Origin of the sequence: Gilliamella sp. N-G2 (assembly GCF_002142215.1) — a bacterium.
Classification (GTDB): Bacteria; Pseudomonadota; Gammaproteobacteria; order Enterobacterales; family Orbaceae; genus Gilliamella.
In genome coordinates this window covers 17768-39158 of record NZ_NAST01000015.1, presented here as the reverse complement: position 1 = coordinate 39158, position 21391 = coordinate 17768, and the positions used below count along the sequence as shown (strand labels likewise).

The following is a 21391-nucleotide window of genomic DNA, read 5'->3' as shown; positions in this document are numbered from 1 at the left end:
ATAAATGGCAAAGACACCTGTTCGTACACGTAAACGTGTTAAAAAGCAAGTTTCTGATGGTATAGCTCATATTCATGCATCATTTAACAATACAATCGTAACAATTACCGATCGTCAAGGTAATGCGTTGGGTTGGGCAACCGCTGGTGGTTCTGGTTTCCGTGGCTCTCGTAAATCAACACCTTTTGCAGCTCAAGTAGCAGCAGAACGTTGTGCCGAAGCTGTAAAAGACTACGGAATTAAGAATCTGGAAGTTATGGTTAAAGGACCTGGTCCTGGTCGTGAGTCAACAATTCGTGCATTAAATGCAGCGGGTTATCGCATCACTAATATTACTGATGTTACTCCGATTCCTCATAACGGTTGTCGTCCACCAAAGAAACGTCGTGTTTAATTTTTTATTAAACATTGAATGTTTATAGGATTATTGGAGAAAAAAAATGGCAAGATATTTGGGACCAAAACTCAAATTAAGTCGTCGTGAAGGTACAGATTTATTCCTTAAGTCTGGTGTCCGAGCGGTTGATAGTAAATGTAAGTTAGAACAAGCTCCTGGACAACATGGTGCGCGTAAACCGCGTTTATCAGATTATGGTGTTCAGTTACGCGAAAAACAAAAAGTTAGACGTATTTATGGAATTCTAGAGCGTCAATTCCGTAATTACTACAAAAATGCAGCACGTATTAAAGGTAACACTGGTGAAAACCTACTTGCTCTTTTAGAACGTCGCTTAGATAACGTTGTTTATCGTATGGGATTTGGTGCAACTCGTGCTGAAGCTCGTCAATTAGTTAGTCATAAAGCTGTTCTTGTTAATGGTCACGTTGTGAATATTGCATCTTATCAAGTTTCACCTGAAGATGTTATTAGTGTTCGCGAAAAATCAAAAAAACAAGCACGTATTAAAGCCGCTTTAGAGTTAGCTGAACAACGTGAAAAACCAACATGGTTAGAAGTTGATGCTAGCAAAATGGAAGGTGTGTTTAAACGCTTACCAGAACGTTCAGATTTATCTGCTGACATCAACGAACATTTGATCGTCGAACTTTACTCTAAGTAAAGTTTAGCACTTAAGAGAGGACATAATGCAGGGTTCTGTAACAGAGTTTTTAAAACCTCACCTAGTTGACGTTGTTCAATACAGCCCAACTCATGCAAAAGTGACTTTAGAGCCACTTGAGCGTGGTTTTGGACATACTTTAGGTAATGCACTACGCCGCATTTTATTATCATCTATGCCGGGATATGCAGTGACCGAAGTTGAAATTGACGGTGTTCTGCATGAGTATAGTACTAAAGAAGGCGTTCAAGAAGATGTGCTTGATATTCTGCTTAATTTGAAAAAATTAGCAGTTCGTGTACATACCAAAGATGATGTTATGCTGACTTTAAATAAATCAGGTATTGGTGCTGTAACTGCATCAGATATTACTCACGATGGTGATGTAGAAATTGTTAATCCTGATTTAGTAATTTGTCATCTTACTGATGCCAATGCTGCAATTAGTATGCGTATTCGTGTGCAACGAGGGCGTGGTTATGTCCCTGCTTCTGCTCGAGTTAAGTCAGAAGATGAAGAGCGACCTATTGGTCGTCTATTAGTTGATGCATGTTATAGTCCAGTTGAGCGTATCGCCTATTCGGTCGATGCTGCTCGTGTGGAACAACGTACCGATTTAGATAAACTTGTTATCGATATGGAAACTAATGGTACCATCGATCCAGAAGAATCTATTCGTCGTGCATCTACTATTTTGGCTGAACAACTTGAAGCTTTTGTTGATTTACGTGATGTACGTCAACCAGAAGTCAAAGAAGATAAACCGGAATTTGATCCAATTCTTTTACGTCCAGTAGATGATTTGGAATTAACTGTTCGGTCTGCTAATTGCTTAAAAGCAGAAGCAGTTCATTATATTGGTGATTTAGTGCAACGTACCGAAGTTGAGTTACTTAAAACCCCTAATCTTGGTAAAAAATCTCTTACCGAAATTAAGGATGTGCTCGCATCTCGTGGTTTATCTTTAGGCATGCGTCTTGAGAATTGGCCACCAGCAAGTATTGTTGAAGACTAAGATAAAATTTATATAAGAAGGATAAAGTTATGCGCCATCGTAAAAGTGGTCGTCAACTGAACCGAAATAGCAGCCATCGTCAAGCGATGTTTCGTAATATGACAAGTTCATTAGTTGAACATGAAATTATCAAAACAACATTGCCTAAAGCAAAAGAGTTGCGTCGTGTCGTTGAGCCGTTAATTACGCTAGCTAAAAGCGATAGCGTAGCTAATCGCCGTCTGGCTTTCGCTCGTATCCGTGATAAAGATACAGTAAAAAAATTATTTTCTGATTTAGGCCCACGTTTTGCTACCCGTCCAGGTGGTTATGTTCGCATTTTAAAATGTGGTTTCCGTGATGGAGATAATGCTCCAATGGCTTATATTGAATTAGTTGATCGCCCTGCAGTAGAAGCAGAAGCAGCAGCTGAATAAATAATTAAAGCTTAAATTAAAACCGGCTATTTAGCCGGTTTTTTATTATCTAGATATTACCTAATTGAGTATTTTTATTATTACAATTTTACGATTTGCTTTGCAATAATCATGATTTTAGAGCCGGTATTTACAACTTTGGCTGGCGTAATTGTTTATTTTGAACCTATGCGCCATGGACAAAATGGATTAGTTGCTTCTTGATTTTAATTTCTCTGCTTTCTTATCGAGAGTATAATTTTATTGGTAAAAAGTAGATTTTAGAGTCCCTCGAATTAATAAACTCGTAGTTAATAATGAGGAGGCGGTGTTTCTTCTGATAAATTAGCAATATTTGAGGTTTGTGTTGCCTGTAACTTTTGTGACAATAACATTAATTGTTCTTTAAGTTTGCTGATATCTGCTTGAAGATTAACAACCATCTGATTGAGTTCATCAATGGTCATTTCTTGGAATGCGACTTTAGTTTCTAATAATTCCAGTTGTTGGTTCATAGTTTATTCATTAATTGGTTTAGTAATTTTATATTGTAAGTAAAAGTAATTATAAAATCCATCCTCGTTCTGCAAAAGAAACATACTCTCCCTTACCAATCACAAGGTGATCAACAATGCGAACATCTATTAATTCACAAACTTGTTCAATTTTCTTTGTTAATATCCGGTCAGCTTGACTTGGTTCAGCCAATCCTGATGGATGATTATGAGCTAAAATTAATGCTGCTGCATTGTGTTGTAATGCCCGTCTAGCTACTTCTCTCGGATGAACCTCTACACAATTATAGGTTCCAACAAACATCTCTTCAGAAGTAATGACATGATGCTGATTGTCTAAAAATATCACCATAAAAATTTCACGATCTTTATCCATTAAGCGACTAGCTAGGTAATGATGGGTCAAGCTTGGTGATGTTAAGTAATTTTCATGGCTTATTTTAACTTTCAAATAACGATTAGAAAGTTCAACAACCGCTTTTAATTGAGTATATTTTGCAGTTCCAAGACCTTGCTTTTTACAAAATTCGTCGTGGCTAGCATTTATTAAATGATAAAATGAGCCAAATTCATTTAATAATTTTTGCGATAAATCTAGGACAGGTAAATTACGTATACCTGTGCGCAAGAAAAGGGCGAGTAATTCCGCATCAGATAGTGTTTCGACACCAAATAGTAATAATTTTTCTCGGGGCATTAAGGTAGTTTTTTTTTCTGGCATAATTGGATTCTTGTTATTCACACAAAATGTGATTATTAGCTGACTTGTGAAAAATAATAAGTAGAGATATATAACGTTGTGAACAAGCTCGCAGTAATAAAATTATTTTTACAGCAAATAAAAAAGCGCTTGTTAGCGCTTTTTAACTGGTTATTTATTCGAAAAAAATTAATGACAGCCACATCCGCCGTGACCACCGCCACAACAACCTCTTTCTTCTTCATCTTCATCATGGTCATGTCCGCCACAACCGCAGCCACCATGCCCATGGTCGTGACCGTGTGCACCATGAATATGTCCATGCGATATTTCATCTGGTGTTGCTTCACGAATTGCCAATACTTCGACATTGAAATTTAGATCTTGGCCTGCCAGCATATGATTTCCATCGATAGTTACACTATCGCCATCAATTGCAGTAATTTCAACAGGTAAAGAGCCTTGATCAGTGTCAGCAAAAAAACGCATACCGACTTCAAGTTCGTCAACACCAACAAAAACGTCACGTGGCACATTTTGTACTAGTGCATCATTAAAATCACCATAAGGATTGACTAGTTCAACGTCAAATTTATCACCAACTTGATGGCCTTCTAAGGAATTTTCAAGATCTTGTAATAAGTTTCCTGCACCGTGTAGATATTCGAGTGGTGCAACTGTTGTTGCTTCATCAACTAAAACACCATCTTTAGTACGAACTTGATATGCTAAACTTACCACTGTGTTTTTTGCTATTTTCATGTTTTCTCCAACAAACTGTTACCGAGCAAATAGTGTTAGATTTTAACGGAAAAAAATCCATCTGTATGCTATTTTTTCCTATTTTAACAAGTTTTGCTAATGTTTTATTTTTTGAAGTGCTTTTGTTTCAAGAGACCAATTTTAATTGGTAAATAATAGTTGGATAGCTAGTTGAAATCAATTAAGCTGATAGCGTTAATTTTACACAATACTTTATTGTAACTAATATTAAATTATTGCTAATGACTAAAAATAGTAAGGAAAGGGGGATTTTATGTTGAAAGTTAATGATTATTTTGAAGGGAAAGTGAAATCTATCGGCTTTGAAAATGGTTCTACCGGTAAAGTCTCTGTTGGCGTGATGTTGCCAGGTGAATATATTTTTAATACTGATAATCCAGAGGAAATGACCGTCATAACCGGTTCACTTAAAGTGTTATTGCCTACGGCAAATGATTGGCAAATATTTGAAGCTGGACAAGTTTTTCATGTGGCCAAAGAAAGCCAATTTGATGTGCAGGTTGTCGAACCGACGGCTTATTTATGTCGATATTTGGCAAAATAGCAATGATATTTAAAATTAAACTAAAGAATATATTCGTTGAAATATCTGCATTGATGTAATAAAAAGGGCCAATTTTACAATTAGCCCTTTATAAAAATGTTCTACTCAATCATTTAAGTTCTAATTCATTCATAGCAGCGATGCTAAACCCACCATCTACATGAATAACTTCACCGGTAATACCTGAAGATAGGTTCGAACATAAGAATGCTGCTGAATTACCCACATCTTCGATGGTTACTGTACGACGAATAGGGGTAACTGATTCACAATGTGATAACATCTTTTTAAAATCTTTAATACCTGATGCAGCTAAAGTACGAATAGGACCAGCTGAAATCGCATTTACACGTATACCTTCAGGTCCCATTGCATTTGCCATATAACGTACATTTGCTTCTAAAGATGCTTTAGCAAGACCCATAACATTATAGTTAGGAATTGCACGTTCAGCACCTAGGTAAGAAAGAGTAACTAATGCTGAATTAGGATTAAGCATTGAACGACAAGCTTTAGCCATCGCAACAAAGCTATAAGAACTGATATCGTGGGCAATTGCAAAACCTTCACGCGTTACAGCATTAATATAGTCACCATCTAATTGATCTCCTGGCGCAAAAGCAATAGCGTGTACAAAACCATCAAATTTATCCCATGTTTTTGCTAACTCAGTAAATAATGATGTGATACTGTCATCATGTGCCACATCGCAAGGTAAAACGATTTTAGAATTAAAATCAGCAGCAAATTCTTCAACGCGGCTTTTTAATTTTTCGCTTTGATAAGTAAAAGCTAATTCAGCGCCTTCTCGATGCATTGCTTTTGCAATACCATAAGCGATAGAACGGTTGCTTGCAACGCCGGTAACCAGAATGCGTTTACCTGTTAAAAATCCCATAAATTATTCCTCTAATATTTTTACTATAAAGTATAGAATGCTGATGATTATATGTTGATATAGTTAACTTCGCTACTATAAATTTATTTTTACCTATTTAATTGTCATTTTATTTCTAAAAAAGAAGTTGTTTATTGTGTTAATAGTTGACTATAATACTCAACTATTAAATTGCTTGGTTTGGTATTTTATGATGAAGGATTTAGTTTGCTATAAAACGCTACCAGTTTGGGATGCAACAACTTTACCGAAAATGTTTTGTGAAAAACATAATACACAAGTAGGAACATGGGCAAAATTAAACGTTATTAAAGGTCGTATGAATTTTGATATGTTAACCGAGCAAGGTGAGATCATTTCTCAATATGTTTTTGATGTTGATCATCAACCTCCATTTATTTTGCCTCAACAATGGCATCGAATTGCGCAAGTATCCGATGATCTACAGTGTCAACTGGCTTTTTATTGTCAACCTGAAGATTATACCCAGAAAAAATATCAAATGACTAAAACGCATTCTGATGTGTTAGATGTTTGCCAAATTATTCAAGCTGGAAAAGCTTTAGATTTAGGGTGTGGTTCTGGTCGCAATTCACTCTATTTGCAGCTACTTGGCTTCGATGTTGATGCTGTTGACAAATCGGAAATGAGTATCAGTAATTTACAACAAATTATTGCCAATGATGATCTATCTCATATCAAGGCATCTATTTATGATATAAACCAAGCTGATTTAAAAGGTAATTATGATTTAATTATTTCAACCGTTGTGATGATGTTTTTACAACCAGATAGAATTCCCGATATTATTCACAATATGCAAACGATAACTAAATCAGGTGGTTATAATTTAATTGTTTGTGCTATGTCAACAGATGATTTTCCTTGCACAGTTGGCTTCTCGTTTACGTTTAAAGAGAATGAACTACGTAATTATTATCAGGATTGGCAGATTATAAAATATAATGAAGATGTTGGTGAATTGCATAAAACGGATATCCATGGCAACCGAATAAAGCTTCGTTTTGCGACTTTACTGGCAAAAAAACGATAATATTACAGGATATCATCCTGTAATATTTTGTTTTTGACTATTGATTACTACCTAGTATTTTACCCACTTCAAACCAAGATTTACGAGAGTTTAGTAGGTCTTGGGCGGACATTGGTTTTTTACCTGCTGGTTGTAATATTGTCATATTTAATGATCCATCACTGGTGGCAATACAAATTCCTTTCTTATCAGCCTGTAAAATGGTGCCAACGGGTTGATTATGTTGAGTTGCCATAACTTGAGCTTGCCAAACTTTTATAGGTTCACCATTTACTTCAAAGTAACTAACTGGCCAAGGGTTAAATGCTCGCACACATCGTTCCAGTTGTATTGCTGATAAATTCCAATCTAATTTAGCCTCTTGTTTAGATAATTTTTCTGCATAAGTGGCTTGTGATTGTTGTTGCTTTTCAGGTTTAATTTTTCCTTGATTAATCTGTGTTAGTGTCTCAAGTAATGCTTGTGGCCCTAATTTAGCTAACTTTTCATATAGTGTTGCACTGGTGTCAGACGATTCAATTGGGCATGCTAACTTATAAAGCATATCACCAGTATCAAGTCCGGCATCCATTTGCATAATGGTGATACCTGTTTCACTATCTCCAGCCCAACACGCACGCTGAATTGGCGCTGCACCTCGCCATTTAGGCAATAAAGAACCATGGACATTTAAACATCCAAGTTTTGGCATATCAAGTACTGCTTGAGGTAAAATTAATCCATAAGCAACCACAATCATAATATCGGCATTAAGATTGGCAATGATGTGCTGATTTTCTACGGTTTTGAGTGTGGCTGGTTGATAAATGGGAAGATTGTTTTCGATTGCTAATTGTTTTACGGGGCTTGCCGTTAACTTATTTCCTCGACCTGCGGGCCTATCTGGTTGGCTGAAGACGGCGATGACATTATGGTCTGAGTCAATTAGGGCTTTTAAATGCGTGGCAGCAAAATCAGGTGTACCTGCAAAAATAATATTTAAGGGTTTAGTGGTTTGTGGCATGTGCAATATATCCATAATTAAAATATGGAAGATATTATACTTTAAATTGAAATAACAATCTCTAGTCACAAAAGTGTACCCTTAATGGAAAGTCACTTTTGTGTCATAGTTAAAAAGTATGGGTTCGTTATAGCGGTAAATTACGTTGGATCATAGCATTTTTGTAAATTTCATAAGAGTCGGTAAAAAGTTTTTTGATGAAAAAATAGTAAATAAATCCACAAACACCTCCGCCTATAAATATGCCCATAGTAATAGATGTTATAATTATTATAGATTTATTATCTAGGTGTTTTTTCTTATCATTATACAGCTTGATTAAGGTTTCATCGGTCATTTTATCTTTACTTACTGTGCTTTTTACAGTTAACGTATGTAATACGATTAATACATACATAAATAAACTAAAAGCGGCACCTATGCATGTCATTATGCCTATAAACATAAAAAATTGTTGAGTATCACTCATTTTCCTAACTCCTTAATCTAACTCTATTAATTTAATTAATGATAAAATATATTTTATTTAAAATGAAAAAAATATTGGTACCAATGCTATATCCACCAACATTACCAAAAATGTTAATGGTACACCAACTTTGACAAAGTCACTAAAGTTATACCCACCAGGTGCAACGACCATTGTTTTTACAGGTGAGGAAACCGGTGTAATAAATGAAGCAGATGTTGCAATAGCAACTGTCATAGCAAATGGATATGGTGAATAACCAAATTTCATCGCTAAATCAATTGCAATTGGTGCAATCAAAATCGCAGTTGCGGTATTAGAAATAAATAATCCTACCATTGAACATAATAAAAAGATAAAAGTTAACACCATGTAAGGACCAAATGGACGTAAATGGATTTCTAGCCATGCTGATATGAGTGAAATCCCTCCCGTTTTATTTAACGCGATCGCGAAAGGCATCATACCGATAATTAGAATTAACGTTGGCCAATGAATCGATTTATAAGCATTCGCCATATCGATGCAGCGGGTAGCGCCCATTAATAAACACGCAATCAGTGCAGCAACGACATTTGGGACAATACCTGTAACCATTAAAACAATCATTATTGCAAGATTAAATAGTGCGACAAAAGCCTGAGAGCTTGCAGGTGCAACATCATCAATGTCTGAAGGGTAATCTAATACCACAAAATCGCTAGTACGAGTTTGTAGTTTTTGTATTGATCCCCAATCTCCACACACTAAAAGTGTATCACTCATTTCTAAACGTTCTTGGAATAAGTTATTGGTTTCAACGGGTGCATGGTTTCGCCAAATCCCAATAACTGTCAAAAAATATTTTTCTCTAAAATCAATTTGATTCAGCGTTTTTCCACATAATGATGATTCAGGTAACAGTGCGACTTCAGCCATACCAACTTCTTTGACTTGTTCAGAAAAATATTCACCACGTAGTACTTTTGGTTCAAGATTGTTAGTGGTTAGAAAGGTACGGTAATCAGCTTCGGAATGTGACATGTCCAATAAAAGAATGTCGTTTTCCCTAAATTCGGTACTACCATTAACAGGGATAAGTACTTTTTGAAATTTTCGCCAACGTTCAATACCAATGACATTTACCCCGTGTTCGGTACGCAAATGTAATCCATCAATAGTTCGACCAACAAAAGGTGAACCGGGAAGAATTTGTGCACGATGAGCTCGGCCAATTAGTTTGTAATCTCTAATTAAATCAGTAATTTTACGTCTTTGTGGTTGACTGTTGTTAGCCGTGATTTGGTCAGCTGTAAGTAACCAATTGCGAGTTAACAAGCAATATATAATGCCTACAATTAACACACCAAGTCCTATTGGGGTAATAGAAAAGAAACTAAATTCGGTTAATGCTGCTCGATTAAGTTCACTATTCACAACAAGGTTTGGTGCTGTTGCAACAAGGGTCATCATGCCACTAATTAATGCGGCAATACACAAAGGCATCATCAGTTTTTTTACATGAATACCCGTATGGTTAGCAATACTAATAACTACAGGAATAAAAATTGCAACTACACCGGTTGAGCTCATGATTGACCCCAATAAAGCCACACCCAACATAATGAATGTAATTATCCGTATGTCATTTTTACCAGCTGCTTTTAAGATATATTCACTCATTTTGTAAGAGATGCCTGTTCTGACTAAGCTTTCTCCTATTACGAATAACAACGCAATGAGAATTATATTGGGATCACTGAATCCTGAAAGCGCTTCGGCTGGGGTTAATATGCCAGTAATGGTTATTGCGGTTATTGTTAGTAGAGCAATAATATCCATTCTTAATTTGCTTAATGAAAACAATAAAATAGCAATAAAAAGTAAAAAGCAAACAGTTATAAGTGGGCAATACTCAATTATATAATTAGGTAAAAAAGCAGACATTAATGATAAAAAACTATGCCCAGATGACGTATGTTCCACAAAGATAGCTCATGAAGTCGATTAGATTTTCGACATAATACCTTGATTTATTATAATAGGGAATATCTTAACTTAAAGATTATTAAAAGCAAATTTTGGTTATGCTGACATTTTTAACATTTTTTGCTATTTTTATATCTAAACTATTCGCATTCATAAAACTTAGGTGTAATTTAGTCTATTTGAATTATTTAATTTTTTTAAACCATTTTTAGGAGATAGTATGTCATCAAAAAAGTCTGTTGCACAAATTATTGTTGAAGTTTTATCTCAAGCTGGTGTCAAACATTGTTACGGTATTGTTGGAGATACTTTAAATCAAATTACCTCTGCTATTAAAAAAAGTGATATTGAGTGGGTGCATGTTCGCCATGAAGAAGTTGGTGCTTTTGCGGCGGGAGCTGAAGCTTATCTTACCCAGCAAATAACTGCTTGTGCTGGATCTTGTGGGCCAGGAAGCTTACATTTTATCAATGGTATTTATGAAGCACAACGTAATAAAGTACCACTTATTTTATTAGCAAGCCAGTTAGTTACATCTCAACAAGGAACAGATTTTCCGCAAGAAGTTGACTTTGAATCTATTTATAAAAACTGTTCTGTCTTTTGTCAGCAAATTTCTGATCCAACACAAGCAAGACGAATTACTACAGCAGCGGTTCAAGCTGCGATAAATGAACAAGGTGTTGCAGTTTTAGTGATTCCTTATAATATTAGTTTAGCTAAAGTTGAGGATAATAGCGGACATAAAATTTATCACCCTAAACCTGTTATTCGACCATCTGATGAAGAGTTGGCTCAAATATCTGAAGTTTTAAATAAAAGCAGTAAAGTCGCGATATTTGCTGGTCATGGTATATCCGAAGCTCATGATGAGTTAGTTGCGCTAGCCAAAAAATTAAAATCTCCGATTGTTCATACTTCAAGAGCTAAAGATTTTGTCGAATATGATAATCCGTATAATGTGGGTATGACCGGTATGTTTGGTATGGAATCTGGCGCAACGGCAATTAAAGAATGTGATGTGCTTTTGATGTTCGGTGTTGATTTTGCGTGGTCACAATTTTATCCGGAGGACGCGACAATTATTCAGGTGGATATTGACGCAACCCATCTTGGTCACAGGCATAGTGTAGATATTGGTGTAGTTGGTGCAAGTAAACCAACCTTAGCTGCTTTATTACCATTAGTTTATGAAAAGGGAGATACGGCATTTTTAGACAAATGTCGTGAATTACACACTAAAGCAATCGATAAATTAAATAAAAAAGCGATACCATCTAAAACAGTAATTCACCCACAATATTTAACCGAACTTATTGATAAATATGCTAATGATGATGCTGTACTTTGCGCAGATGTTGGATCTGCTATGGTTTGGGCGTGTCGTCATTTTTCAACTAATGGTAAAAGACGTACTGTTATTAGTTTAAAACACGGTACTATGGCCAATGCGATGCCACAAGCATTAGGTGTGCAAAAGGCTTTTCCTCATCGACAAGTGATTGCTTTATCTGGGGATGGTGGTATTAGTATGCTGTTAGGTGATTTATTAACAACAATCCAAGAAAACCTAGCAATTAAAGTGGTTGTTTTGAATAATAGTTCACTCAACTTTGTCGAATTGGAACAAAAATCAGAAGGCCTTATGGATCATTTTACTGATTTAAAAAATCCTGATTTCGCTAAAGTAGCTGATGCAATGGGACTATTTGCTATTCGTGTTGATAGTTCTGATTTACTTGAAGCTGCGGTGCAATCATTTTTAGCTCACCCTGGGCCTGCGTTATTAGATGTTAAGACAAACGAATATGAATTAGTTATGCCACCTGAAATTCATACCTCACAAGTAATGGGAATGGCGCTTTATAGTGTAAAAGCATCATTGAACGGAAAAATGAAAGATGTAGTTAATTTATTGGTAGATAATTTTGTGAAAAAATAAATGGCATTTTATTTTATCTAAAAAGTTTAAGAACGGGGTTTTTGAAACGATTTTAACAACAACTGCCGCATTTTGCGGCAGTTAAGTTACGTTAAAAACTAACAGCCCCTTCTTCTGCTGAAGTTAGATTTTCTCTAATAACGGTATAAAGTTCTCGACCAAAGCCTTGGTGTGAATTGGTCAAATCAATTGGCTCAACTTTTCGTGCTGCCAGTTCGGCCTCATCAACCAGTAAAGTTATTTCACCGGTTTGACCGTTGACGCGAATCATATCACCTTGTTGAACTTTGCTTAATAACCCACCAGCATAGGCTTCCGGTGTAACATGAATAGCCGCTGGTACTTTACCTGAGGCACCAGATAGTCGCCCATCAGTTAATAAAGCAACTTTATAACCACGATCTTGCAAAACGCCCAATGGTGTTATTAATTTATGCAATTCTGGCATCCCGATAGCTTTTGGCCCTTGATAACGCACCACTACAACACAATCTTTGTTAAGATTGCCAGCTTTATATTCTGCATCTAAATCATACTGACTATTAAATACCACGGCTGGCGCTTCAATTATTTGGTGCTCAGCCGTAACCGCAGACGTTTTCATTATGGCTCGACCTAAATTACCCGACATCACCTTTAACCCACCATGCGAGTTGAAAGGTTTGTTGATTGAAGCAATAACATTTTCATCTAAGGATTTGCTTGGGCCTTCACGGAAGATAAGTTTACCATTTTCCAAAATGGGTTCTTTAGTATAACGGCTTAGTCCACGACCAACTACCGTTTCAACATCTTCGTGTAATAAACCACCAGATAATAATTCTCTAACCAATAAAGAAGTGCCGCCAGCGGCTTGGAAGTAGTTGATATCAGCTGGGCCATTTGGGTATATTCGGCTTAATAACGGCACAACAGTGGATAAGTCTGAAATATCATCCCAATTAATAATAATACCGGCCGCTTTAGCCATGGCGACGATATGCATAGTCAGATTGGTTGAACCGCCTGTTGCTAAGAGTGCAACTAAACCATTAACTATCACTTTTTCATCAACCATTTTACCAACAGGCATATAGTTACCGGATTGATTAGTTAACCGAGTGATCTGTTTTGCCGCAGCATTGGTGAGTTCATAACGTAATGTGGTCTCAGGATGCACAAAGGCCGCTCCAGGTAGATGTAATCCCATTAGCTCAATGACCATTTGATTACTATTTGCGGTACCATAGAAAGTACAAGTCCCACTGGTATGGTATGAGGCTGATTCAGATTCTAATAGATCTTCGCGTGAGGCTTTTCCTTCCGAATAAAGTTGACGAATACGTACTTTTTCTTTATTTGGTAACCCTGAAGGCATAGGCCCAGAAGGGACAAAGATTGCCGGTAAATGGCCAAATGATAAGGCACCAATAAATAACCCTGGTAAGATTTTATCGCAGACACCCAAATAAAGTGCGCCATCAAACATATTATGTGATAACCCAACAGCAACTGACATGGCAATCACATCTCGGCTCATTAGCGAAATTTCCATACCCGGTTCGCCTTGGGTTACTCCATCACACATAGCCGGTACACCACCAGCCATTTGTCCAACCGCACCTATTTCGTGTAATACTTTGCGAATTTGTTCTGGATAAAATTCATAAGGTTTATGCGCTGATAACATGTCGTTATAAGAACTAATAATGCCAATATTACTTTTTAATATATTTTTAAGATCATTTTTTTCATCAAGACAACAAGCGGCAAACCCATGAGCTAGGTTACTACATGGTAAGCTTGCCCGCGTAACTTTTTTTAACATAGCGTGTTCTATTTTTTGCAGATAAGCTTCACGTGTTGTTTTAGATCGATCGATAATGCGCTGAGTTACAGCTAAAATAGTGGAATTCACATTTACCTCTGGATTATATTTATTATAATTTTTTAGTAACCATAAATTTATTCACAATGACATATTGAATTAATCACCTTTGTGGCATCGTGAATAACATCATTTAGCGACTGTTCAATATTGATAGCATAGACATCTTTTTCATCAGCTGATGGTTCTTCTAATGTGTCAAATTGCGACTGTAACATGCCGGTTTTTTGATAATGTCCTTGACGTTTGGCTAAACGCTGTGAAATAACATCAAAACTTCCTTTTAAATAAATAAAGTGCACATTTTCATTTTCACCACGAATAATATTGCGATACTGTCTTTTTAGCGCCGAACAAATAATGATCGAAATGTTATTCACATTACTCATTGCAAATGCAGCATTACTAATTAAATTTAACCAAGGCATCCTATCCTCATCATTTAGTGGCGTACCACCGCGCATTTTCAATATATTGGCTTTTGGATGTAAAAAGTCACCATCCAAAAAAGCGGCATTTAGGTTATCGGCTATCTGTTTTGCCACAGCTGATTTACCACTACCTGATACACCCATGAAAACGAAAACATGTTTCTTTTGTTGCGTCATTGCTTCTTTCTCCAAAGAATCTGTTACGGGTAACATTTTGTCACTATAATCCTTTATTGCAATATAAAAAAGTTTTTTTTGTGATTTAGATCATATTTTTGTTAACCGTTAACTAGAGATTTTTGGGATAACTATAAGCTAAAATAAATCTAAAAATAAATAAGTTGATAATTTATTTATATTTTTAAAAAAATTGTATTTTAGCCATCATCGCCAATTTTTGAAATTAGAAAATAAATTCATTCTTATCTTACAGAACAACCCATCCCTACCTAATCGAATCAACTTTCGCTTTTTAACTTTTTTTTAAAAAAATAGATTTCGATCACAAAAACAATATTTGTCATTTGCTTTTAATTTCGAAAGTAAATAATCTTTCGTTATGATTTTTGATTTCGAAATATAACGAAAGTTAAATGTAAAGTGATAATGGAGATCAAATATGAATGAATGTCAATTTTTGCTAGAAGACAATATCAAGTTTAAAGATGAGCGTGATGCTTTAACATATATTAGTGAACAATTACAACAAAAGAATATTGTTAAAAAAAGTCATCTAAAAGCGTTAATAGAGAGAGAAGCTCTATTTCCTACCGGTATTGCACTTGATGGTTATGCTGTGGCTATCCCCCATTGTGAAGCTGAACACGCTATTAGTCCTGCTATTTATATAATTCGTCCTCAATCTCCAGTTGTTTTCAATCGTGCTGATGAAGATAGTACGGTTGAAGTTTCATTAATCATTTCACTGGTTGTTACTTCTCCGGAAGATCAACTGAATCTATTGAAAGCACTTTTTTCAAATTTACAAAATAAAGAGTTTTATCACTTTTTAATTAGTGCTGAAGCAAACGAAGTCGCTGAGCATTTTAAAAAAGTGATTATTAACCAATAAATTGACTAGGAGGCATTATGAAAAAAAAGATTATTGTGGCATGTGGAGGAGCTGTTGCGACTTCAACACTGGCAGCAGAAGAAATAAAAGAGTTGTGCCAAGAAAACAGTATAGATCTCGATCTGGTTCAATGTCGTATTAATGAAATTAATACATTTATTGATGATGTTGATTTGATCTGCACTACAGCAAGGATGGATCAAACCTTTGGGAATATTCCTATCGTTCATGGTATGCCTTTTGTTTCAGGCGTTGGGATTGAGCAGCTTAAAGATAAAATATTATCGATTTTAAAAGGATGAATATATGTTTACTGAAATTATGCAGTACATTTTGGATCTTGGCCCATCAGTAATGTTGCCGATTGTTATTATTCTATTTTCATTAGTATTAAGAATGAAAATTGGTGATGCATTAAAAGCAGGTATTCATATTGGTATTGGATTTGTTGGTATTGGCTTAGTGGTTGGATTGCTAACTAGTTCGGTAGGACCAGCAGCGCAAGCCATGGCGGAAAGATTTGATATCAGTTTAAAAGTGGTTGATGTTGGTTGGCCGGGAGCAGCGCCAATGACATGGGCTTCGCAAATTGCTTTAGTTGCGATACCTATTGCTATTGCGGTTAATATCCTGATGTTAGTTCTGCGATTAACAAGAGTTGTCAATGTGGATATATGGAATATCTGGCATATGACCTTTACCGGTGCACTTGTCTATATTGCTACCGATTCTTACTACTTAGGTATAGTTGGCGTCATTGTGCACGCGGTTATCGCTTATAAATTGGGAGACTGGTTCGCTAAAGATACTAAAGAATTTTTTGAACTTGATGGTATAGCTGTACCTCATGGTACCTCAGCCTATTGTGGACCTATAGCGGTATTTGTTGATGCAGTTATTGAAAAAATCCCCGGTGTTAACAAAATTAATTTTAACGCTGTCGATATGCAAAAGAAATTTGGTGCTTTTGGTGAGCCGGTAACCGTTGGTTTATTTATGGGGATCTTATTAGGTTTATTGGCAGGGTATGGCGTGAAGGAAACATTACAACTTGCTATTCAAACCGCCGCGGTGATGTTACTCATGCCACGAGTAATCAAACCAATTATGGATGGATTGACACCAATATCCAAACAAGCTCGCAAACATTTACAATCTAAATTTGGGGGCCAAGATTTTCTTATTGGTTTAGATCCGGCCTTATTATTAGGCCACTCAACAGTTGTTTCGGCAAGTTTAATCTTTATTCCTTTAAGTATTTTTATTGCCATTATCCTTCCTGGTAATGAGGTTTTACCATTTGGTGACTTAGCAACCATTGGCTTTTTTGTTGCTATGGGGGTGGCTATCCATCAAGGCAATTTATTTAGAATTGTTATATCGGGGGCAATCATTATTGCCATTACATTATGGATTGCGACACAAATGATTCCATTAACCACACAATTGGCAGTTGATGCCGGCACGATTGCGGCAGATAACAATATTTTGGTTGGGGCAATGGATCAAGGCGGGTCACCAATTACTTACCTTATGGTTCAGTTGGTTAATTTAAAACAACCTATAGGTTTTGTTCTTATTGGATTGTTTTATCTATTCTGCTTATTTTTGACATGGAAAAGAGCACGTAGATATCAATTATCAGTTAAAGAATAAATAGATTAAAAATTAACAACAATCAGTAAGTATTTCATTTGCAAGCTTTCACTGGAAAGCCAGTGAAAGCCATAAATAAACATCATTTATTAGCTATAAGGAAAAAAGATGAAAGTAGTTATCGTTAATAATGGGGGTAATTTATCTGTTACAGAAATGGAAAAACCCAAAATAACATCTTCAGATCAAATTTTAGTTAAAGTGGCTTATTCTGGACTATGTGGTTCAGATATTCCAAGAATATTTCATCAAGGCGCTCACTATTATCCAATAACCCTTGGTCATGAGTTTAGTGGTACGGTAACGGAAATTGGCAATGATGTTACAGAATTTGCTATTGGTGATTTAATCTCTTGTGTACCTTTATTACCTTGCTTTAAATGTGATGAGTGCCAAAAACATTACTACTCACTTTGTAAAAATTATACCTTTGTTGGTTCAAGAATCAGTGGTGGCTTTGCTGAATATATAGTATTAAATAAAAAAAATGCCTTCAAATTACCCAAAGGTGTAACTCCTCTTGAGGGGGCTTTCTTTGAACCAATGACTGTTGGAATGCACGCGCTGTTATTAGCAGATGGTTGCAGAGATAAAAATGTCATTATAGTCGGCGGCGGAACAATTGGATTACTTGCCATGCAATGTGCCAAAGCCATGGGGGCTAAATCAATAGCTGTTATTGATATTAATGACACGCGTTTAAATCTTGCTAAATCATTAGGGGCCGATCAAGTTTACAACTCTAAAAATCTTAGTCCAGAAGAAATATCTCAGGCGTTATCAATAAATCGATTTGAGCAGATTGTTCTAGAAACAGCGGGCTCACCGGTTACCGTTAAGTTAGCCATTGAGATAGCCGGTCCTAGAGCAAAAATTGGTTTAGTTGGTACTTTACATAATGACATTACACTTTCTGAAAAAACTTTCGGCTTAATTTTACGAAAAGAATTACACATTTTGGGTAGTTGGATGAATTATTCTGCACCATGGCCGGGAGAGGAATGGCAACTTGTGAGCCAATTTTTCCTTGAAGGAAAAATAAAACTTGAACCACTTATTACCAGTATTGGTGACTTTCATACATTTATTGCACAAGTTACCGAATTAAATGGTCATCCTATGAATGGGAAGATTTTACTAAATTGCATGTAGTTTTTGATTTAATTTAATCGTTGAAAATGAAAACTTATCTTTTGATTTTGTTTGTTATACACTGCTGAAATAATTTCGAAAAAGGAAATATTATGAATGCAAGTGAAAGACGCCAAGAAATAATAGAGCTTCTTAATATGAACAGTACCGTGTTAGTGAGTGATTTATCCAAGAAATATGATGTTTCTGAAGTCACCATACGGACAGATCTTCGATTATTAGAAAAGCAAGGAGTGCTTACTCGATTTCATGGCGGTGCAACCAAAATTATAGATAACGATGACATTAAATCATTTAAAGAGCTGCAATTAGAAGAACGTTATCAGCGATTTATTGAGGCTAAAAAACGTATTGCTATTGAGGCAGTTAAACAAGTGAAAGAGGGTGATATTATTATTTTAGATAGTGGTAGTACAACTATGTTGATAGCAGAAGAGTTGGTAAAACTTAAACACATTACAGTTATTACCAATAGTCTTACCTCTGCTTTTATCCTATCTGATAATAGTGACATTATGTTATTAATTTGTGGTGGTACACTTAGACACAAAACCCGCTCTTTTCATGGAAAAATTGCCGAGCAATCTTTAGATGGTATCTCTGCTGATATTTTATTTGTTGGTGCTGATGGTATTGATGCACAAAGAGGAATAACAACATTTAATGAAGGTTATACAATTAGCAGTGTAATGGCGAATGTCGCAAAGAAAGTCGTTGCAGTTTTGGATTCATCTAAATTTGGGCGTAATGGTATTAATATTGTATTACCATTGAATAAACTTGATGTCATCATCACAGATACCAATGTAGATAATAAATACAAGCAAGAGTTTGCAAAGCAAGGCATTAATTTAATAGCGGTTTAATCGTGTCACTGTCGATTTTTAAACTTTATTTAATATTGATCTCAAATAATTGGCGAGATAATAAATTGTAATTCATTGCAATATGAAATTTTTTCATAGTTGTCGATGAATTCAAGCATATTGGCAAATGAAGATCATTTAAGATTGTTATTTCTCACAATGATGTAAATGCATAGGTGAGAAAATGATATTAACAATTACGATGAATCCATCAGTCGATATTTCATACTCTTTAGATAAATTAGTTATTAATGATGTCAATCGGGTATCAAATACAAGAAAAACCGCTGGTGGTAAAGGTCTTAATGTTACGCGAGGAATAAATTTTTCAAATATTCCTGTTTTAGCGACAGGAATTATTGGTGGCACTACCGGTAAATTTATTCAAGAGCAGTTAGATGAAGATAATATAGCTTATAACTTTTATGTAACCCAAAAAGAATCAAGAAATTGCATAGCAATTTTACATCAGGGTAATCAAACCGAGATTCTTGAGGCCGGTCCTCGGTTAGATAATGATGATGTTGAACAATTCTTACAACACTATAAAAAGTTACTCAATCATGTAAAAATTATTACGATTTCCGGATCATTACCTCTTGGTTTTCCCGTCAATTTCTATGTGAATTTAATTGAGGTAGCTATTGAATATCAAATCCCGGTTTTGCTTGATTCTTCGGGACAAATGTTACTAACCACCCTCAAATCTCAATATAAACCTTATTTAATAAAACCCAATCAAGAAGAATTAAAACAGATTATTCAGATGGATTTAGATGTTAATAATAGCCATTCATTAATAAAAGCACTCAAACACGACTCTCTTGATGATATCCCTTTGATTGTTATTTCATTGGGTAAAAATGGTGCTTTTGCTCGTTGTTTTAATCACTTTTATCAGGTTTCCATCCCGAAAATCAATGTTGTTAATCCAGTAGGCTCTGGTGATATCACTTTAGCAGGGCTTGCGGTCAGTCTACATGAAAATGAATCAATAGAGGTTATGTTAAAACGTGCCATGACTATGGGAATGTTAAATGCCATGGAGGCTCAAACTGGGTTTGTTAATATGAATAACTATCATGAATATTATCAACAAGTTGAGATTAAAGAAATTATTTAAAATTTTAATTAGGAGTAAATTATGTATCTTATTTCCAGCCAAGAAATGTTAAAAAAAGCTCAACGTGAGCAGTATGCTGTTCCTGCGTTTAATATCCATAATCTTGAAACAATTCAAGTTGTGGTTGATACCGCTAAAGAGTTAGGTTCTCCAGTTATACTTGCGGCAACGCCTGCTACCTATAGTTATGCCGGTACACCATATTTAATTAGTATCTGTAAACAAGCCGCTGAGATTCATCATTTCCCATTTGCTTTGCATTTAGATCATCATGAAAATTTGAGTGATATTAAATCTAAAATCGAAGCAGGTATTCGTTCAATTATGATTGATGCTTCTCATTATCCATTTGAAGAAAATATTGATATAGTAAGAGAAATGGTTGTTTTCAGTCATAAATATAATGCAAGTGTTGAAGCTGAACTTGGTCGTCTAGGTGGACAGGAAGATGATTTGATTGTCGATGATAAACAAAGCGCTTTTACCGATCCTGATGCTGCTAAAGAGTATGTTGAAAGAACCGGCATTGATTCATTAGCGGTGGCGATTGGCTCTGCTCATGGATTATATAAAGGAGAACCTAAACTTGATTTTCAACGATTAGCAAAAATTCGAGATAAAGTTGATATTCCTTTAGTTTTACATGGTGCTTCTGGCATTCCTGCGGAAATGGTCAAAAAATCTATCTCATTAGGAATTTGTAAAGTAAATGTCGCAACAGAATTAAAAATTGCGTTTTCTGATGCTTTAAAACAAGACTTTAATATACATCCAGATGCTAATGATCCAAGACACTATATGCAACCGGCTAAAGCAGCGATGAAGAAAATAGTTGAAGAAAAAATTCGCATTTGTGGCAGTGCAGGTAAATTATAAT

At 35.5% G+C, this 21391-nt stretch carries 23 protein-coding genes; 14 read left to right on the top strand and 9 right to left on the bottom strand.

The features are described 5' to 3' along the window. The first annotated feature begins 4 nt into the window (after positions 1-4). From rpsK to rplQ, 4 genes are read left to right on the top strand one after another with little or no spacing between them, the layout of a single operon-like run. Positions 5-394 (top strand): 30S ribosomal protein S11, encoded by a 390-nt coding sequence (rpsK, locus tag B6C99_RS08310; RefSeq protein WP_025314405.1) that lies wholly within the window; start codon positions 5-7, stop codon positions 392-394. A 46-nt stretch (positions 395-440) separates the two neighbouring features. Beyond that, on the top strand, positions 441-1061 hold the full coding sequence (rpsD, locus tag B6C99_RS08305; protein WP_065577881.1) for a 30S ribosomal protein S4: 621 nt from the start codon (positions 441-443) through the stop codon (positions 1059-1061). A gap of 25 nt (positions 1062-1086) precedes the next feature. Continuing rightward, a complete protein-coding gene (gene rpoA / locus B6C99_RS08300) occupies positions 1087-2076 on the top strand; it encodes a DNA-directed RNA polymerase subunit alpha (protein ID WP_086359414.1) in 990 nt (329 codons plus the stop codon). Positions 2077-2105: 29 nt separating this feature from the next. After that, entirely contained in the window at positions 2106-2492 is a 387-nt protein-coding gene (rplQ, locus tag B6C99_RS08295) for a 50S ribosomal protein L17 (protein ID WP_034884211.1), read from the top strand. Between the two features lie 290 nt (positions 2493-2782). Here the strand turns inward: rplQ and B6C99_RS08290 are convergent, their stop codons facing one another. The 3 genes from B6C99_RS08290 to slyD all read right to left on the bottom strand — a co-directional run bounded on the left by B6C99_RS08290 (position 2783) and on the right by slyD (position 4448). Continuing rightward, the gene (locus tag B6C99_RS08290) at positions 2783-2986 is read right to left on the bottom strand and encodes a SlyX family protein (protein ID WP_086359413.1); all 204 of its coding nucleotides are present in this window, start codon (positions 2984-2986) and stop codon (positions 2783-2785) included. A gap of 49 nt (positions 2987-3035) precedes the next feature. Beyond that, on the bottom strand, positions 3036-3707 hold the full coding sequence (gene radC / locus B6C99_RS08285; RefSeq protein WP_086359412.1) for a DNA repair protein RadC: 672 nt from the start codon (positions 3705-3707) through the stop codon (positions 3036-3038). Positions 3708-3875: 168 nt separating this feature from the next. Continuing rightward, positions 3876-4448: a peptidylprolyl isomerase gene (gene slyD / locus B6C99_RS08280; RefSeq protein WP_086359411.1), complete on the bottom strand. Its 573-nt coding sequence runs from the start codon at positions 4446-4448 to the stop codon at positions 3876-3878. A 274-nt stretch (positions 4449-4722) separates the two neighbouring features. Between slyD and ppnP the strand changes: the two genes are divergently transcribed. Further along, on the top strand, positions 4723-5013 hold the full coding sequence (gene ppnP / locus B6C99_RS08275) for a pyrimidine/purine nucleoside phosphorylase (protein WP_086359410.1): 291 nt from the start codon (positions 4723-4725) through the stop codon (positions 5011-5013). Positions 5014-5122: 109 nt separating this feature from the next. On the opposite strand, the gene fabI is transcribed toward ppnP, so the two are convergent. Then, positions 5123-5911: an enoyl-ACP reductase FabI gene (gene fabI / locus B6C99_RS08270; RefSeq protein ID WP_086359409.1), complete on the bottom strand. Its 789-nt coding sequence runs from the start codon at positions 5909-5911 to the stop codon at positions 5123-5125. A gap of 193 nt (positions 5912-6104) precedes the next feature. On the opposite strand from fabI, the gene tehB reads away from it, so the two are divergent. Next, positions 6105-6965: an SAM-dependent methyltransferase TehB gene (gene tehB, locus B6C99_RS08265; protein WP_086359408.1), complete on the top strand. Its 861-nt coding sequence runs from the start codon at positions 6105-6107 to the stop codon at positions 6963-6965. A 37-nt stretch (positions 6966-7002) separates the two neighbouring features. On the opposite strand, the gene fmt is transcribed toward tehB, so the two are convergent. The 3 genes from fmt to B6C99_RS08250 all read right to left on the bottom strand — a co-directional run bounded on the left by fmt (position 7003) and on the right by B6C99_RS08250 (position 10363). After that, on the bottom strand, positions 7003-7968 hold the full coding sequence (gene fmt, locus B6C99_RS08260) for a methionyl-tRNA formyltransferase (RefSeq protein WP_086359407.1): 966 nt from the start codon (positions 7966-7968) through the stop codon (positions 7003-7005). Between the two features lie 127 nt (positions 7969-8095). After that, a complete protein-coding gene (locus B6C99_RS08255; RefSeq protein WP_086359406.1) occupies positions 8096-8437 on the bottom strand; it encodes a hypothetical protein in 342 nt (113 codons plus the stop codon). A gap of 57 nt (positions 8438-8494) precedes the next feature. Beyond that, positions 8495-10363, bottom strand: a complete 1869-nt coding sequence (locus B6C99_RS08250) for an SLC13 family permease (RefSeq protein WP_086359405.1) — start codon at positions 10361-10363, stop codon at positions 8495-8497. Between the two features lie 262 nt (positions 10364-10625). On the opposite strand from B6C99_RS08250, the gene B6C99_RS08245 reads away from it, so the two are divergent. Next, the gene (locus B6C99_RS08245; RefSeq protein WP_086359404.1) at positions 10626-12347 is read left to right on the top strand and encodes a thiamine pyrophosphate-dependent enzyme; all 1722 of its coding nucleotides are present in this window, start codon (positions 10626-10628) and stop codon (positions 12345-12347) included. A 91-nt stretch (positions 12348-12438) separates the two neighbouring features. Here B6C99_RS08245 and edd read toward each other — a convergent pair whose 3' ends face one another. Further along, on the bottom strand, positions 12439-14244 hold the full coding sequence (edd, locus tag B6C99_RS08240) for a phosphogluconate dehydratase (RefSeq protein WP_086359403.1): 1806 nt from the start codon (positions 14242-14244) through the stop codon (positions 12439-12441). A 47-nt stretch (positions 14245-14291) separates the two neighbouring features. Continuing rightward, entirely contained in the window at positions 14292-14858 is a 567-nt protein-coding gene (locus B6C99_RS08235; RefSeq protein WP_216819428.1) for a gluconokinase, GntK/IdnK-type, read from the bottom strand. Positions 14859-15264: 406 nt separating this feature from the next. On the opposite strand from B6C99_RS08235, the gene gatA reads away from it, so the two are divergent. The 7 genes from gatA (at position 15265) to B6C99_RS08200 (ending at position 21390) form a co-directional block, all read left to right on the top strand. Continuing rightward, positions 15265-15717, top strand: coding sequence for a PTS galactitol transporter subunit IIA (gene gatA / locus B6C99_RS08230; protein ID WP_086359402.1), 453 nt, complete (start codon positions 15265-15267; stop codon positions 15715-15717). A gap of 17 nt (positions 15718-15734) precedes the next feature. Continuing rightward, positions 15735-16019, top strand: a complete 285-nt coding sequence (gene gatB, locus B6C99_RS08225) for a PTS galactitol transporter subunit IIB (RefSeq protein ID WP_086359401.1) — start codon at positions 15735-15737, stop codon at positions 16017-16019. Positions 16020-16023: 4 nt separating this feature from the next. Further along, positions 16024-17373: a PTS galactitol transporter subunit IIC gene (locus tag B6C99_RS08220; protein WP_086359400.1), complete on the top strand. Its 1350-nt coding sequence runs from the start codon at positions 16024-16026 to the stop codon at positions 17371-17373. Between the two features lie 108 nt (positions 17374-17481). Continuing rightward, positions 17482-18525 carry an alcohol dehydrogenase catalytic domain-containing protein gene (locus B6C99_RS08215; RefSeq protein WP_086359399.1) on the top strand — a complete coding sequence of 348 codons (1044 nt, stop codon included), beginning with the start codon at positions 17482-17484 and terminating at the stop codon, positions 18523-18525. Between the two features lie 92 nt (positions 18526-18617). Next, positions 18618-19391: a DeoR/GlpR family DNA-binding transcription regulator gene (locus tag B6C99_RS08210; RefSeq protein ID WP_086359398.1), complete on the top strand. Its 774-nt coding sequence runs from the start codon at positions 18618-18620 to the stop codon at positions 19389-19391. Positions 19392-19575: 184 nt separating this feature from the next. After that, positions 19576-20514, top strand: coding sequence for a hexose kinase (locus B6C99_RS08205; protein WP_086359397.1), 939 nt, complete (start codon positions 19576-19578; stop codon positions 20512-20514). A gap of 21 nt (positions 20515-20535) precedes the next feature. After that, entirely contained in the window at positions 20536-21390 is an 855-nt protein-coding gene (locus tag B6C99_RS08200; RefSeq protein ID WP_086359396.1) for a tagatose bisphosphate family class II aldolase, read from the top strand. Position 21391 lies beyond the last annotated feature (1 nt).